The organism is Fluviicola chungangensis, from assembly GCF_007558725.1.
Lineage (GTDB): Bacteria > Bacteroidota > Bacteroidia > Flavobacteriales_D > Crocinitomicaceae > Fluviicola > Fluviicola chungangensis.
The window spans coordinates 630,964-646,944 of the sequence record NZ_VLPL01000001.1 but is presented as its reverse complement, the minus strand read 5'-3'; the positions used below and the strand labels follow the sequence as shown (position 1 = coordinate 646,944).

The 15,981-nt window shown below is 41.3% G+C and carries 12 protein-coding genes and 1 riboswitch; of the genes, 11 read left to right on the top strand and 1 reads right to left on the bottom strand.

The annotated features are described in order from the left end of the window. Positions 1 to 47 precede the first annotated feature (47 nt). The 3 genes from FO442_RS03145 to FO442_RS03135 all read left to right on the top strand — a co-directional run bounded on the left by FO442_RS03145 (position 48) and on the right by FO442_RS03135 (position 5,862). Positions 48 to 3,410, top strand: coding sequence for a T9SS type B sorting domain-containing protein (locus tag FO442_RS03145; RefSeq protein WP_144331681.1), 3,363 nt, complete (start codon positions 48 to 50; stop codon positions 3,408 to 3,410). A gap of 125 nt (positions 3,411 to 3,535) precedes the next feature. Continuing rightward, on the top strand, positions 3,536 to 4,300 hold the full coding sequence (yaaA, locus tag FO442_RS03140; protein ID WP_144331680.1) for a peroxide stress protein YaaA: 765 nt from the start codon (positions 3,536 to 3,538) through the stop codon (positions 4,298 to 4,300). A gap of 137 nt (positions 4,301 to 4,437) precedes the next feature. Further along, positions 4,438 to 5,862 (top strand): L-serine ammonia-lyase, encoded by a 1,425-nt coding sequence (locus FO442_RS03135; protein WP_144331679.1) that lies wholly within the window; start codon positions 4,438 to 4,440, stop codon positions 5,860 to 5,862. A 3-nt stretch (positions 5,863 to 5,865) separates the two neighbouring features. Here the strand turns inward: FO442_RS03135 and FO442_RS03130 are convergent, their stop codons facing one another. Next, entirely contained in the window at positions 5,866 to 7,860 is a 1,995-nt protein-coding gene (locus tag FO442_RS03130) for a tetratricopeptide repeat protein (protein WP_186279857.1), read from the bottom strand. A gap of 244 nt (positions 7,861 to 8,104) precedes the next feature. Continuing rightward, a riboswitch (SAM riboswitch) is annotated at positions 8,105 to 8,242 on the top strand. A 151-nt stretch (positions 8,243 to 8,393) separates the two neighbouring features. Between FO442_RS03130 and FO442_RS03125 the strand changes: the two genes are divergently transcribed. The 8 genes from FO442_RS03125 to bamJ all read left to right on the top strand — a co-directional run bounded on the left by FO442_RS03125 (position 8,394) and on the right by bamJ (position 15,981). After that, the gene (locus tag FO442_RS03125) at positions 8,394 to 9,449 is read left to right on the top strand and encodes a homoserine O-acetyltransferase family protein (protein ID WP_144331677.1); all 1,056 of its coding nucleotides are present in this window, start codon (positions 8,394 to 8,396) and stop codon (positions 9,447 to 9,449) included. Position 9,450: 1 nt separating this feature from the next. Then, entirely contained in the window at positions 9,451 to 10,698 is a 1,248-nt protein-coding gene (locus FO442_RS03120) for a homoserine dehydrogenase (RefSeq protein WP_144331676.1), read from the top strand. Beyond that, entirely contained in the window at positions 10,695 to 11,108 is a 414-nt protein-coding gene (locus FO442_RS03115; RefSeq protein WP_144331675.1) for an OsmC family protein, read from the top strand. The genes FO442_RS03120 and FO442_RS03115 overlap by 4 nt, the downstream gene beginning before the upstream one ends. Next, positions 11,105 to 12,274 carry an O-succinylhomoserine sulfhydrylase gene (locus FO442_RS03110; protein WP_144331674.1) on the top strand — a complete coding sequence of 390 codons (1,170 nt, stop codon included), beginning with the start codon at positions 11,105 to 11,107 and terminating at the stop codon, positions 12,272 to 12,274. The genes FO442_RS03115 and FO442_RS03110 overlap by 4 nt, the downstream gene beginning before the upstream one ends. A 183-nt stretch (positions 12,275 to 12,457) precedes the next feature. Beyond that, complete coding sequence (locus tag FO442_RS03105; RefSeq protein ID WP_144331673.1) at positions 12,458 to 13,249, top strand: helix-turn-helix domain-containing protein; 792 nt, start codon at positions 12,458 to 12,460, stop codon at positions 13,247 to 13,249. 72 nt (positions 13,250 to 13,321) lie between these two features. Further along, entirely contained in the window at positions 13,322 to 13,687 is a 366-nt protein-coding gene (locus tag FO442_RS03100) for a hypothetical protein (protein ID WP_144331672.1), read from the top strand. A gap of 156 nt (positions 13,688 to 13,843) precedes the next feature. Beyond that, on the top strand, positions 13,844 to 15,256 hold the full coding sequence (locus FO442_RS03095) for a serine hydrolase domain-containing protein (RefSeq protein WP_144331671.1): 1,413 nt from the start codon (positions 13,844 to 13,846) through the stop codon (positions 15,254 to 15,256). A gap of 119 nt (positions 15,257 to 15,375) precedes the next feature. After that, positions 15,376 to 15,981: a BamJ family beta-barrel-assembly machinery protein gene (gene bamJ / locus FO442_RS03090; RefSeq protein WP_144331670.1), complete on the top strand. Its 606-nt coding sequence runs from the start codon at positions 15,376 to 15,378 to the stop codon at positions 15,979 to 15,981.

Here is a 15,981-nt window from a genome sequence, read left to right as displayed (position 1 = left end):
ATGAAGATCCGTTGATCTTTACTTCTTATTCATTTATACGACTTACTATGAAAGCAACATTACTTATAGTGTGTCTGCTCGGTGTGCTCACTGGGTATACTCAAACTTGCGAAGTCTCAATTGCGGGACCAAACCCTCTAACGATATGTCCGGGAGCTGTCGTTACGTTAACGGCTTCCGGAACCGTTACTCAGTCAAATCAGGCCTTTGACTTTAATAACAATGCACTTCCTGCAGGATGGTCTACGTCAGGAGCGGCTAACTATGGTTCTCCCTGTGGGAATTCGTTGGATAATACGCCTTATTTTTGGGCTTCAACGGCTGTGGGAACACCAAATATTACCAGTCCTGGTTTTGATGTTTGTTCTGGCGGAACACTGGATTTTGAAATGAGATACGCCATTCAGGGAGGCGCCGTTCCTTGTGAAGGCCCTGACGAACAAGACGAAGGTGTTTCTATCGAATATAGTCTGGACGGTGGTGTGACCTGGATTGAATTCGTTTATTTCAGTCCATGGGGTTTTCAACTCGGTGCAAATCCGGGAGGAAATGCATCGATCAATGGAGCAACAGCCTACACTAACTGGAGTCAATTTTCAATTCCGATTCCGGCGGCTGCTGCCACAACGAACACCATGTTCAGATGGATCCAGTTGAATTCTTCCGGTAATTGTTGTGATAACTGGGGATTGGATAATATTTTTATCAATGCAGGTCCTTGTTTAACAACCAATATCGGATGGGACATTCCGGGAAGCAACACGCCCTCATCGAACACGATTACTCTTCCGATTTATAGCGATACGGTAATTGTTGCCGGGTTGTATGATAACAACGGAAATCTTCTATGCCAGTCGGCTCCTCTTACAGTTAATGTGTTTGTTCCGTTTATCAATGGAGGGCCGGATCAAACGGTTTGTGAAGGACAAAATGTCACGTTAGCAGCTTCCGGAGGAACGAACTTTGTGTGGGATAACGGAGTTACAGATGGCGTTGCGTTTGCTCCGGCAATTACGCAAACTTATACGGTGAATGGGACGGATTTGAATGGCTGTGCAGCAACGGACCAGGTTTTGGTAACTGTAAATCCATCCAATCCGTATACTTTATCCTATCCCGATTCGGAGTATTGCATGGATGCGGCTGACCCGACACCAAATCTTTCAACTCCTTTGGCAGGAACTTACAGTGTTTCTCCTGCTACCGTTACCATTAATCCGAATACGGGGGTGATCGATTTATCTACAAGTACTACAACCACTTCCCAGTTGTACACGATTTCGTTCACTCCAAGTGTTCCGTGTTATGCCGTTACAAGTACTCAGCTAACAATCAATGCCTTACCAACAGTGGATGCCGGTGCTGATGCTACCATGTGCGAAGGAGATCAAATGATCATGCTTGCCACCGGAACCGCAGTCAGTTATGTTTGGGGGGTGAATACTCCTAACGGAACAACAGTCACACCTCCTGTAGGAACAACAAATTATACAGCTACCGGAACAAGCGCTGCGGGATGCACAAACACGGATGTCAGAGTACTGACTGTAAATCCGATGCCGACAGCGGTTATTTCTGGTAGTGCAACCGTTTGTATGAATGATCCTCAGCCAACAGTTACATTTACAGGAGCAAATGCTACGGCACCGTATACCTTCAGCTATTCGTACAATGGGGGAGGAACAGTACAAGTGACGTCAAATGCTGCCGGAGTTGCAACGATTACAGTTCCTACAAATGTAGCCGGGACCCATCAATACAGTTTGATTAGCGTGGAGGATGCCAGTGCCGCTGCCTGTTTAAATTTACAACAGGGAGTAGCAACTATCGTTGTAAACGATTTACCCACTGCCTCCATTACCGGAGATGCAACAATTTGCCAATACTCCAATCAGCCTCAAGTGACTTTTACAGGAGGGAACACAGTCGGCCCTTATACTTTTACATATACCTTGAATGGCGTTTCACAAACGATCTCTACGCTGAATGGAACCAACATGGTTGCGATTACGATACCTACAACAACAGTTGGAAGCTTCGTTTATACTTTACAGAGTGTTCAGGATGGTTCTTCAACCGCTTGTACAGCCAACCAGGCAGGAACTGCAACCATTAACATCAATCCGCTTCCGAGCGCCACAATTGAAGGAGACACAAGCCTTTGTCTGAATGAAAATCAACCGATTGTAAGCTTCCAGGGAACAAATGGCGTGTCGCCGTTTACATTTACTTATTCGGTAAATGGAGGAGCTCCGCAAACCATTGTTTCTGTTTCAGGTCAACTAAATATGTCTGTTCCCACGAGTATTCCCGGAGATTTTATTTACGAATTAATATCTGTTCAGGAAAGTTCGGCTTCCATGTGTTCCAATGTGATCGGAAGTGATGTTTTGGTGAGAGTTTGGGACCTTCCTAATGTATTTGCAGGGAATGACTTTCCGATCTGCGACGGGGAATCGGCTACCTTGAATGGCCAGGGTGCGGCCACATATGTTTGGGATAATTATGTAATAAACGGAGTTGCTTTTACTCCTTCAACAACTCTTGATTATACTGTTGAAGGGACGGATGTAAACGGATGTAAAAATACAGATGTAATCCGTGTTACGGTAGTTCCTATTCCTCAGGTTGATTTTTCGGCAACGGAAGTCGCAGGATGTTCACCTTTGATTACCACCTTAACAAATCAATCTACCGGAAATCTGAACAATTGCCAATGGAGTTTGTCCAACGGCGATCAATATGCGGGGTGCGGTACCGTGGACATGGAGTTGAGAGAACCGGGATGCTACGATGTGACACTGACGGTTTCTACTCCGGAAGGATGTACCAATTCGGGGACAAAACCTGCTTTTTTATGTGTTTACCCGAATCCAATTGCTGATTTTAATGTAACTCCGACGGACCTGGAAACATCCAATACATTCGCCAATTTCTTCAATAATTCCTATGGAGCAGTGAGTTATTCCTGGGATTTTTCTGATGGATCTTTCGGTAGTACGGCAGAAAATCCGACCCATGTTTTTCCGGATGAAGAAGCCGCTTATTATGAAGTCTATTTGGTTGCGGTAAGCAGCGATGGCTGCCGGGATACGACTTCCAGAACAGTCCATGTGGGAGAAGATTTGATTTATTATGTTCCGAATGCATTTTCTCCGGACGGTGATGAATTTAACAATGTCTTTAAACCTGTTTTAACATCCGGGTTTGATGTAAACAGTTACCATCTGTGGATTTACAACCGATGGGGAGAACTCATTTTTGAATCACTGAATTATGAAGAAGGTTGGGATGGAACTTACCACAATGAGAAATTGCTTGATGGAACTTACATCTGGAAAATCAAAGTGAAACATAAATCGAGCGATAAAAAAACAGAACTGGATGGCCACGTAAGTTTGCTGAAATGATAGTCACACCTAAACACTATTCATAGCGTTGGAATCGTCTCGGGATATACTTGAGGCGATTCTTGTTTTAAACGGAAAACCAATTCGATTTTTTCAACGTATTTTTGAGCAAAGCAAAATCAATTATGAAAATTCTCATTTCTCCTGCAAAATCCATCAACGAAAATTGTCAATTCCCGGAATTTGATTTCACACAACCTGTCTTCTCCAAAGAAGCAAAATCCCTGGTTGGGAAATTGAAAAAAATGAAAGCAAAGGACATTATGGAATTGATGCATGTTTCAAAAGATATTGCAGAATTGAATGTGAACAGGAATAAATCGTGGCATTTATCTCCCGAACCAACCGAAGACATAAGACCTGCTGCTTTTCTTTTTACGGGTGAAGTTTACAAAGGCCTGGATATCGAGTCACTTTCCCGGGAGGAATTGAAAAAGGCCCAAAATGATCTGCGTATTTTATCCGGGATGTATGGTCTGCTGAAGCCAATGGATTTAATTCATCCGTACCGCTTGGAAATGGGAACAAGATGGGATATCAAAGAAGGAATTTCAAGCCTGTATCAGTTTTGGGGAGATAAATTGACTAAATCCCTGTTGAAAGAAACAGAAAAAGGAGAGGCAATTATCAACCTGGCTTCGGCCGAGTATAATAAGGCAATTCTTTGGAAAAAGGTTAAGAATCCGGTGGTGACTCCTGTCTTCAAGGAGTTTAAAAACGGCGAATACAAAGTGGTAATGATCTTTGCGAAACATGCCCGCGGAGCAATGAGCAGATACATCATTCAAAATGAGCTGACTGATCCCGAAGATTTGAAAAGTTACCACGTTGACGGATATTCGTATGATGAAAAGCAATCTTCAGCTACTGAATGGGTTTTTGTGAGATAATTCCGTGAATTAAACAAGGATGTTTTATTTCTATTCATTTAACCGGGAATTCTTAACAATTCCCTGATGAAAACTTACCTTTGTAACGACCGGTTAAGCAATTTCTTTGCTTAACCTTGCTTCAGTAAACTCACCCAATGGAACAAATTAGTGTTTTTGATATTTTTAAGATCGGAGTCGGTCCTTCGAGCTCTCACACCATGGGACCGTGGAGAGCTGCACAGCAATTCATCAATTTATACCAGGAAAAGCCGGGAATCAAAGAGATTAAACGGATTCATGTGGATTTATATGGTTCTTTAGCCAAAACAGGTAAAGGACACGGAACCGATATTGCTGTTCTTTTGGGATTGATGGGAGAAGACCCTGTTACCATTCCGGTGAACACCATTGACCCGAAATTTGAGAAAATTCATCAGACAAAAACATTAGAAATTTGTGGGGAACACGTCATTACGTTCGATCCCGAAACAGATCTGATCTTTCATTTTAATAAATCACTGCCCGGCCATCCGAATGCGCTGACTTTGACTGTTGTTATGATGGATGGTTCGGAAGAATCACACACGTATTACTCTGTTGGAGGTGGATTCGTAGTGAAAGAAGGGGAAGAGGAAAAAAAATCAGCGGATTCCGTTCAGTTGCCCTTTCCGATTGAAACCGCTTCAGATCTGAAAAGATATTGTGATGAACAAGGTGTGGGGATTTCTGAAATCGTCTTGCGAAATGAATTGACCTGGAGATCCCAGGAAGAAACATTTGCCGGATGTTTAGAGATATGGAATGTTATGCGTGATTGCGTTTACCGGGGTGTAAACACGCAAGGAACACTTCCGGGAGGATTGAACGTAAAGAGAAGGGCATATGAAATGAGCAGACGCCTCTTGAATGGCATCGCTTGCAAAGACTCGAAAGATTTTATCAAACAAATTCAGGCAACCAGCAATATCTTTCAAAACACCTTGAATTGGGTTAGTTGTTTTGCACTTTCCGTAAACGAAGAAAATGCGGCATTCGGGAGAGTGGTGACAGCACCTACAAATGGAGCTTCGGGAGTAATTCCGGCCGTTTTGATGTATTATGTTTGTTTCGCCGGTGGGACGGAAGATAAAGACATTATTCGATTCATGACCGTGGCTGCGGAAATTGGAAGTATTTTCAAAAAACGCTCTACTATTTCAGCCGCGATGGGTGGATGCCAGGCCGAAATTGGAGTTTCTTCTGCCATGGCTGCGGCCGCTTTGACGGAATGTTTGGGTGGTGATCCGGACCAGGCAATGATGGCTGCGGAAATTGCCATGGAACATCATTTGGGATTAACCTGTGATCCGATCGGAGGATTGGTGCAAATTCCTTGCATTGAACGAAATACCATGGGGGCGATTAAAGCGATTACGGCCTGTCAGCTTGCTTTACAGGGAAATCCGGATACCGCTAAAGTTTCTTTGGACGGAGTGATCAAAACCATGTGGGAAACTGCCCTGGATATGAACGAAAAGTACAAGGAAACTTCCGATGGCGGATTGGCGACCAATATTTCGGTAAATATTTCCGAGTGTTGATGCTTATTTTATTTCGATAATCATAACACAAACATCATCAATTTGTTCGGCACCCATTTTCCATTTATGGAATGCTTCACGCATGTAGTTCATTTGATTGCTGATCGTTTCGGAGGAGGAAACCAAAAGTAAGTTCATCATGTTTGCACGTTTCATTTTTTTACGTGTTTCCCCGCCGATTTGATCTGAATAACCATCGGAGAATAGCACTATCCGATCTCCTGAAATACAATTGAATTGATTGTTTTCAAAAGGAACATTTACAAATGATCTTCCAACCGGTCTTCGCGTACCGCTGATCACTCCCATCTGAATAGTTTCATTTTCGTATTTGGTTGGAAATTCATCCTCGGTGTTTTTTGATTTCCTGCGGATGACTAAAGCATTGTGATTTGCCCCGGTAAAATAAAGTATTTTATTGTTCGGCTCGAACACACAAAAACTCAAATCCATTCCATCATTGATGGTGTTGCTTCCCCGGTGGAGGCTTTTCAATAAAAACTCGTTTACTTCTTCAACCATGGAAGCAGTGTTCAGACCGGTATTTTCTTTCGTCACTTTCTCTAATCCATTCATTCCGATGAGCGAGACCATTGCACCCGGAACACCGTGGCCAGTGCAATCACCGATTCCGAAAATCAGTGCATCCTTTCGCGGAAACAGGAAATAAAAATCACCGCTTACAATGTCCTTTGGGGAAAAAAACAATTCAATATCAACTGCGGGGTTTTTAAATTGTTTCAGATTGGGTAAAGAGGCTTGCTGGATATAATTTGCGTAATTAATGGAATCCAGAACTTCTTTGTTTTTAACCTGAAGTTCACCCATAGCTTCAGATAATGCAAGGTGGGATTCCGCAATTTCAGAATTTTTGGAATTGAGTAACTTGTTCGAAAGTTGCTTCTGCCTGTTTGACCGGATGAGTATTAAAAGTCCGCCGCTCAAGAACAGCAGCAATACGACTGACAAAATCACGTAGTTCCTGTTTTTTTCAGCCTGGTCATTTAACCGCCGTTCGCGCTCTTTTTGTAACTCACCCTGGATTTGAAAATTCTTTATTTGAGCTTCTTTCTTTTCGGTCTCATACTTCGTTTCTAATTCTTCCAATGCTTTTACCTGTTCATGCAAATTCATGGTGTCTTTCAATGAATTGTATTTTTCCATAAATTCAAAAGCATCTTTATAGGAACCATTTTTAGCCAATGCACCGGCTAATCCCAGGTAACTGGATATGAGATTCAATGAGTCACCGATTTCTTGTTTTAGTTCACAGGATTTTCTGAAATAATTTATGGCCTCGGAATAATTGGAAAGATCCTGGTAAGTTTGACCGATGTTGTTATAATTGAATGAAATCCATTCCTGATTATTGGTCGCCTTATTCATCTCTAAGGCTTTGAAAAAATAATTCAGCGCTTCGGTATATTTTTTTGTCCGGCGCATAACATTACCTAAGTTATTGTAGTTTCCGGCAATTAAACGTTTGTTTTTCAGTTCTCTTGCGATAGCCAGGCTTTTGTTGTAATAACGAATAGCCTCCGGATATCTTTTTTGCTCCTTCACTGCATTCCCCAAGCTAATGTATGCGTTCGCCTGTAGCAAAGGATCTTCCAGTTGTCTGGCGATTTTCAGGGAACTGAGTAAATGGCTTTCCGCTTTTTTATATTCATCCAATTTCAGATAGCTCAAAGCAATTTGTCGCTGAATAGTTGCTTCAAGGAATTGAAACCCATACCTCTGAGATGTTTTGAGTCCTTTATAAAATAAAACGATCGCATCATTGAATTGACTGGAATCAGCCTTTTGTTTTCCCAAAGCGAGATATACGGAGGAACCGTATTTTAAATCAGGGACTCGTTTCAATGGGATTAATTGGAGAATGGAATCTCTCTTATCCGAACCGATCGAATCTAAGATGCCGGCCTCCCAGGCTAACCATTCAAACTCGTGTGCCTTGTCCTTTTTGATTTCCGTATCTACGGTTTTTATAAATATCAAATCGCACTGGGTTGATTTGCATTTTTTTAATTTGTTATAAGTGGAGGAAACAGAAAGTTGAGACCATAAAAATACAGGGCTCAAGAATGATATAACTAGTAGAATGTTTTTCACAAAACTAAATGTAGTAAAATTTCATAAAGATACCCGATGATTCTCATTATCAAAAATGTTGCAATTTTATTTGCTTTTCTCAAAATCTTTTCAAAACCTTTGCGCCGTAATTCTAAGCGAGAATACAAGTAGTTTATACAGAAGAGGCGAGAGACGGACTTTTTGACCCTCTGGCAACCAACTTTAAGTCCCGATGATATTTGTCGGGGTTGGAAAACCGGTGCCAACTTCCGAGTTTGATACAAAGTGTATCGGACGAATATAAATAATGTGTTATGAAAAGAGCAAAAATTTACATTCCTTATCTGCACCCGGTTCTTCGGGTAATCCCTTTTAACGTTATTTCCGGTCAAATGTGTTGTTGTTGCTGTCGTTAATTCTTCAGTCAATCCCATTTTTCATTTACAACACATTTTTTCATGTCAAGAATCGTTTCATTTCGCACAAGCGAAAAGGCTTTACAGCCATTTCAACATTTGTATTCATCCGGCTCCGAGTTCTTTTTGGAATCCGGAAAGAAATTATCCAATCTTTCCCTAGCCTATCAAACATGGGGTAAATTGAACGACGAGCAATCCAATGTCGTGTGGGTATGTCATGCACTTACCGGAAATCATTTGGTGCAAGAATGGTGGGGCGATTTATTCGGAGAAGGAAAATGTTTTGATCCGAATAACTATTTCATAGTGGCAGTAAATGTCCCGGGAAGTGCTTACGGATCAACCGGCCCCTTGAGTAAAGAGCTTTTACCTGAAGAGCGATTCGATGCTTTTCCTGTGCTGACTATCCGGGATATGGTGGCCGGATTGGAACGGGTTCGAAAAGAACTCGATATCCAACGGATTCATGTTTTGATCGGTGCTTCGCTGGGTGGACAGCAAGTGCTGGAATGGTCCTTACTGATCCCGGATAAGATCGATCATGTGATTCCCATAGCGACCAACCTGAAACATTCGCCATTCGGAATCGCATTCAATGAAGCGCAACGGATGGCAATCCAGGCAGATCCGACATTTTATGATAAAAAAGAACATGGAGGAAAAGCAGGGTTGAAAGCTGCCCGTGCGATGGGAATGTTGAGTTACAGGACTTACGAAGGTTATCGTTTGACACAGAGTGAGGATGATCATACTGCTTTCGATGAGTTCAAAGCGAGTTCCTACCAAAAATACCAGGGGGAGAAATTGGTGAATCGGTTTAATGCGTTCAGTTATTGGATTTTGTCAAAAGCGATGGATTCACACAATGTCTTCCGGAATCGGGATGAAAAAGTGTTGGAACGATGTCGCATGCCTGCGCTGGTAATTGGGATTGATTCGGATATGTTGTTCCCGATTTCGGAGCAGGAAGAAATTGCCGGTTATTTGCCGCGTGCGAAACTGGTGCGTCTGCAATCTGATTTTGGTCACGACGGTTTCCTGGTAGAAACAGAAACATTAACAAATCACATTAAACAATTTTTAAAGATTAATTAAGATGAAAAAACAACTCACAATAGGATTATTCGGTTTCGGATGTGTTGGAACCGGATTGTATGAAGTATTAAACAAAACGACGCTTCTGCAGGCTTCGATCAAGCACATTGTTATTAAGGATTTGAGTAAAAAACGCATCATTGATGCAAATTATTTCAGTACGGATGCAGATCGGATCCTGGATGATGAAGAGATCAACGTGGTGGTAGAATTGATCAATGATTATGAAGCTGCTTATGAAATCGTGACCAAAGCATTGAAATCAGGCAAGCATGTAGTTTCAGCCAATAAAAAACTGATCGCGTATTATTTGGATGAATTGATTTCCCTGGCAAAGGAGAACCAGGTGTCGTTCCTGTATGAAGCTTCCGTTGGCGGTTCCATTCCGATTATCCGAAACCTGGAAGAATATTACAACAACGATTCTCTGTCCAATATTAATGGAATCGTAAACGGGACAACGAACTATATTTTGACAAAGACAGGTGAAGGTGAATCCTTTGATGAAGCATTAAAAAATGCCCAGGATCTTGGATTTGCTGAATTGGATCCGACTTCGGATGTGGATGGTTTTGATGCAAAATACAAACTCGTTCTGTTGTTAAAGCATGCTTTTGGGTTTACAGCGAAACAGGATGCTGTTTGGAATTACGGAATCCGTCAACTGAAAGATTGGGATGCAACATACGCCCGCGAAAAAGGATTGAAGATTAAATTACTGGCTTTCGGAACCCGTATCAATAACCAGGTGATCGGGTTTGTTGCACCGCATTTGATTCCAGCGAATCATTTCGCATTCAACGTGGAGAATGAATTCAATGCGGTAGTGGTAGAGGCTTTATTTTCCGATAAACAATTATTCCTTGGAAAAGGTGCGGGAAGCCACCCGACAGCAAGTGCGGTACTTTCTGATATTTCAGCGCTGCAGTTTGATTATGCCTATGAATACAAGAAGTCCAAAACAGAAGAACGATTGACGTTCGAAAATGATTTTTCATTGAAAGTATATGTCAGTGCAACCACCCAGGAGAAACTTGATGAGGTAGAGTTTGCAGATACCCTGGAAACGTATTCCGGACAATCACATAGCTACAAAATCGGGTTGATCCGCTACAGCGAAATTCAAAAAATGGATTGGAATGCCGCTTCAGAATATTTTCTGGCGGTTGTTCCGGACAGCGTTGAATTGGACACTAAATCCATCCTTTCGGCGTCAGAATCAACAGAATTAATAGAGGAATTGTCATGAGATTAGAATTAAAACTGGTAGAATCCCCGTTTGTCATGGAAGTGAAAAATGAATCCGGAATTGTAATGAAAATGGATGCAGCAGAAAAAATAGGAGGTCAAAATAAAGGAATGCGCCCCATGGAAGTACTGGCAAGTTCGCTTGCAGGTTGTATGTCCGTAGATGTGCTGTTGATCCTGCAAAAGCAGCGTCAGGAAGTTTTGTTTTACGAAGTGACCATAGATGCTAATCGCAAAGATGCCGTTCCTTCGTCCTTTGAAACTATTCAATTGGTTTTTACTTTCAATAAAGAAGTGGACTTGAATAAAGCGCTTGCAGCAGTGAAATTAAGTCATGAAAAATATTGCTCCGTTTCCGCATCCCTGAGTCCAAATATTACCATTCGAACAGAAGTTAGACATCAATTATGAAAAATTATAGAAACGAAACGTTGGCAATCCGCACTCAAAATGAACGCTCACAGGAAGCAGAACACAGTGTTCCTTTGTATTTGACATCCAGTTATGTATTCGATGACGCGGAACAGATGCGCGCAGCTTTTTCGGATGAGATCGAGGCAAACATCTATTCCCGCTATTCCAATCCGAATGTAGATGAACTGCTGGAAAAAGTAGCCCTATTGGAAACCGGGGGAGCCGCTTGGGCCACAGCTACGGGAATGGCTGCCGTTTTCACTACGTTTGCTGCCCTGCTTCAGAGTGGGGATCACATAGTTTCTTCGAAGTCGGTTTTCGGCTCAACACACCAGTTGTTTGTAAATATTCTTCCGAAATGGGGAATTTCAACCACGTACGTAGATGCGATCGATTACGATGGGTATGAACAGGCAATCCGACCCGAAACAAAAATTGTTTATATCGAAACCCCTTCCAATCCCGGTTTGGATATTATTGACATCAAAAGGCTGGCTGCTATTTGTAAAGCGAAAAATGTCCTGTTAGTGGTAGATAATTGTTTTGCCACGCCGGTATTGCAACAGCCTTTGAAATTGGGAGCTGATATCGTGATCCATTCCGCCACGAAATATATGGATGGTCAAGGAAGGGTATTGGGCGGATTGATCGTTTCCGCGAAAGAGGTCATTGCCCGTATCCAGGGATTTGCCCGTCACAGCGGGCCTGCTTTGTCCCCGTTTAACGCCTGGATTCTTTCCAAATCGCTGGAAACGTTGCATTTGAGAATGGAAAAACATTGTTCACAGGCGTATGAAATTGCCGTTCGCCTGGAGAGAAATCGGCAAGTTGCATGGGTGAAATACCCGTTCCTGGATTCACATCCGCAACAGGTAATTGCCAAAGATCAGATGAAATATGGTGGCGGGATTGTCACTTTCGAGGTCAAAGGAGGTTTGGAAGCGGGAAGACGCTTTTTGGACCGTCTGAACCTGTTTTCGTTAACTCCTAATTTGGGAGACAGCCGAAGTATTGCAACACACCCGGCATCAACTACGCACAGTAAATTAAAACCGGAAGAGCGTGAAGCAGTCGGTATTTCAGACGGTTTGGTACGTTTAAGTATCGGATTGGAACATGTGGAAGATATTTGGGAAGATATTGATCAGGCACTCAGTAGGTAAGTTACTGATTTGAAAATGATGAGTTGATGTCATTTGCAGTTAATGATTGAAAGATTAGCAAGTTAGTAAACTTACTTACAGTTAAAATGTACAAATCTGCCGAAGCGAACCCGTTGAGTAAATAGAACCAACTATTGATTCAAGCGAATAATCGCTCCGCGGCGAAAGTGCTAATTTTAGCTCATGGAACGTTTTGTAACTGTAAAACCCAAAAGCGAGCTGATTGCAAAGTATATTTCCTATTATTATTTCCACGATTCGGATGAAGCTGAATTTAAACGGAATTTTGTGTTTTATCCGCATTTCAAGCATGGATTTACGGTTTATAATGAAGGAGAAACACTTCGGGCTTTGTATACCATGAATTACAACAGTCAAATTTCAGTCGAACTCAATGGGGCGTTTCAAAAGATTGGCGTTGCATTTAACCCGTTGGGAATGAATTATTTTGTTTCCTTGCCCGTTTCAGAACTCTATGATCCGCAAACATTTCTCTTTCAATATTGGAATCCGGAAATTGTCCCTGAATTGAAAGAAGTATTCCAGGCAAAGGAACTGCACGAAAAAAGAGATTTGCTTGATTCTTTATTTGAAAGACGTTTCAGACCGAATCCGGACCTGGAAATCGTAAAAGAAGCAGTGAATCATATTTTCAACACGTTTGGAACTATTCGGGTGGATGACCTGGCACTTCAGATAAGTGTGAGCAGGAAAACCTTACTTCGCCATTTCAAAAGACATTTGGGATGCTCGATTGAGGAATACAAGAAAGTCGTTAAGTTTCGTACCAGTATTCAGGCAGCGATCAACTTGGGAATGAAAAACCTGACGGAAGTTTCGCTATACAGTTTGTATTATGATCAGTCGGATTTCACAAACCGATTCAAGGAATTAACCGGACAAACGCCAGGTACTTTTTTTGCATCCGTTCAAAAAATGGGAGAAGAAGATATTTTTTGGAAATTTGATGAATGAGTCCCAATTCTACAAGTATTTGATTTTTTGACGGACTAATTTTGTGCTATAACAAAGCCCAATAATTACCAAATGATCAGAACCACTTTTATAATCGGTGTAGTAATCTTTAGTTGCTTGTTCCGGGTGCAAAATGCTCATGCACAGCAGGGAAAAGTATATGATTCGCTGGTAACTCAGGCATTTGGTCTTTATGAAATTAAAGAGTATAAAGCTTCCGCACAAAAATATGCGGAGGCTTTCGCTTTTTTTTGGGGGAAAGGATACTACGGAGATCGGTACAATGCTGCATGTTCCTGGGCTTTAGCAGCAATACCTGATTCAGCCTTCGTCCAGTTGTTTAAGATGGCGGATAACGGATCTTGCACTGACCTGGAGCATATTAGCTCAGACAGTGATCTCAATTCCTTACACCCGGATAATGCTGGAAAAAGCTAATCAAACTGGTCACGGAGAATAAAGCAAAGGAAGAAGCGAACTATTTCTGTGAGGCTTGTCATCGGATTGAAGTTACTCTTGCTAAAAACAACATAGTAATATATTCGTACGAATTTTTTCCTACCTTTGTAAAGCATAGAAAATCACAAAACAATTATGAATATTCAAACCGCTTTAATAACAGCTTTACTATTAGCCTGTACATGGTCTTTCGGACAAAAAAATACTATAGAAAAACGACTGGACTCCTTATTCAGTGCTCTGACGGTCCAAAATCAGTTTAACGGAAGTGTGTTGATAGCAGAAAAGGGAAAAATTAGTTACAAATCGGGTAAAGGTTATAGTAATGAATTAACAAAGGAGATGAATAGTTCAAAAACCATTTTTGAACTGGCATCTTGCAGCAAGCAGTTTACAGGAGTTGGAATCGCATTGCTTCATCGGGAAAACAAACTGAATTATACGGATGATATCACAACATATCTTCCGGAACTAAGCAGTTTTAAAGGGGTGACCATTTATGATTTACTAAGACACATGAGCGGAATACCTGAATTTTTGGGTGGTTTTGAACGAGATTGGCAAAACACCCGCATAGCCACCAATCAAGATGTGATTAATTATTATGCAGAACGGAAAGACACCTTGGAATTTACTCCTCGTTCTGAACACCGGTATACCAATACGAACTATGTTCTTCTTGCAGCAATAATTGAACGAGTATCTGGAAAAAAATGGGGAGATTATCTGAGCGAAAAAATCTTCAAACCTTTGAAGATGACCCAAACATTCGTTTACAATAGAAGATTGGAACCTAAAAAAATAAAGAATTATGCCTACGGATACAGTTGGGTGAATAATTCATTCGAGAAAGCAACGGAAGATGATAAGAAGATTGGACATATGATGGTTTATTACATGGATGGAATCTATGGTGCTGCGAAAATAAATTCTACTGTAGAAGACCTGTATAAGTGGATAAATGCGATCAAAAATAATGAGCTTTTAACAAAACAAGAGTTTGAAGAAGTGATGGGAATTACTCAAACTACAAAAGGTGAAAAAGTGGATTATGGCTTTGGTTTCGATGTTCGAAAAGGAGATAACTCCATTTCTTTCGGACATACGGGAAGCTGGGACGGGTACATTACCCTGATTCATTACAACTCTAAGAAGGATCGAACGATTATTGTGCTGAATAATTTCAAAAATGGTGTGTGCCCTTATGAATCGATTACTGAAATTTTGGACAACAAACCTTCTTCCAATGAGTTCGTCAAGAAAATCGATCTGAGTGAGGACAAGATCAAACAATTTACAGGAGAATATATAGATCCGTCAGATTCTACTCAAAAACACATCATTTCATACTTGGATGGACATTTAGTCTACAATACGGATAAATTGGCTTGGGATATGCGTTTTTTTCCTTCATCTGAGAATACTTTCCAAGCTATCAGACAAGGAGGTACAAATGGAGTAATGGAATTTACCAAGCAAGGTGATGGGGCTATGAGGTTGGAAATGAGTATGTACGGACGAGTTATCGGACAAGGAGTTAGAAATTAATCATTGGAAACACAGATTAGTTAAGCTGTTTCAATAAGTTTTGATTTACTTATTTTTAATCATGCATTCGTAATTCGGCATTCATAATTATAGATTATCTTTGCCACAAATTATTAAGCATGTCACAAGATATTCAAGCAGTTAGCTATTGCATTGGTTTAAGCGTAGCAGACAGCCTTTTACAACAAGATTTAGGAGGAATTGACCCGGCAGTTATGGCGGAAGCGATTTCAGATGTTTTCCAGGGAAAAACCATGAAGTATTCACCTGATCAGGCAAATGCAATCATTCAAAAATACGTGGAGGAAATCACTACATCAAAATTTGAGGTTTACAAAAAAGAAGGTGCGGAATTCCTTGCTGAAAATGCGAAGAAAGAGGGAGTTACTACAACAGCCTCAGGTTTACAATACGAAGTGATTGAACAGGGAACAGGTTCAAAACCTAAAAGTACGGATACGGTGAATGTGCATTATCACGGCACATTAATTGACGGAACGGTCTTTGACAGTTCGGTTTCAAGAGGAATTCCGGCAACTTTCGGAGTACACCAGGTGATTAAAGGATGGACGGAAGCATTGCAATTGATGCCTGTCGGATCTAAATACCGCTTGTATATCCCGGAAAATTTGGCGTACGGAGCTCATCCGCATCCGGGCGGTGCGATCAAGCCATTCATGACGCTTATTTTTGACGTTGAATTATTAGGAATCGAAAACAATTAA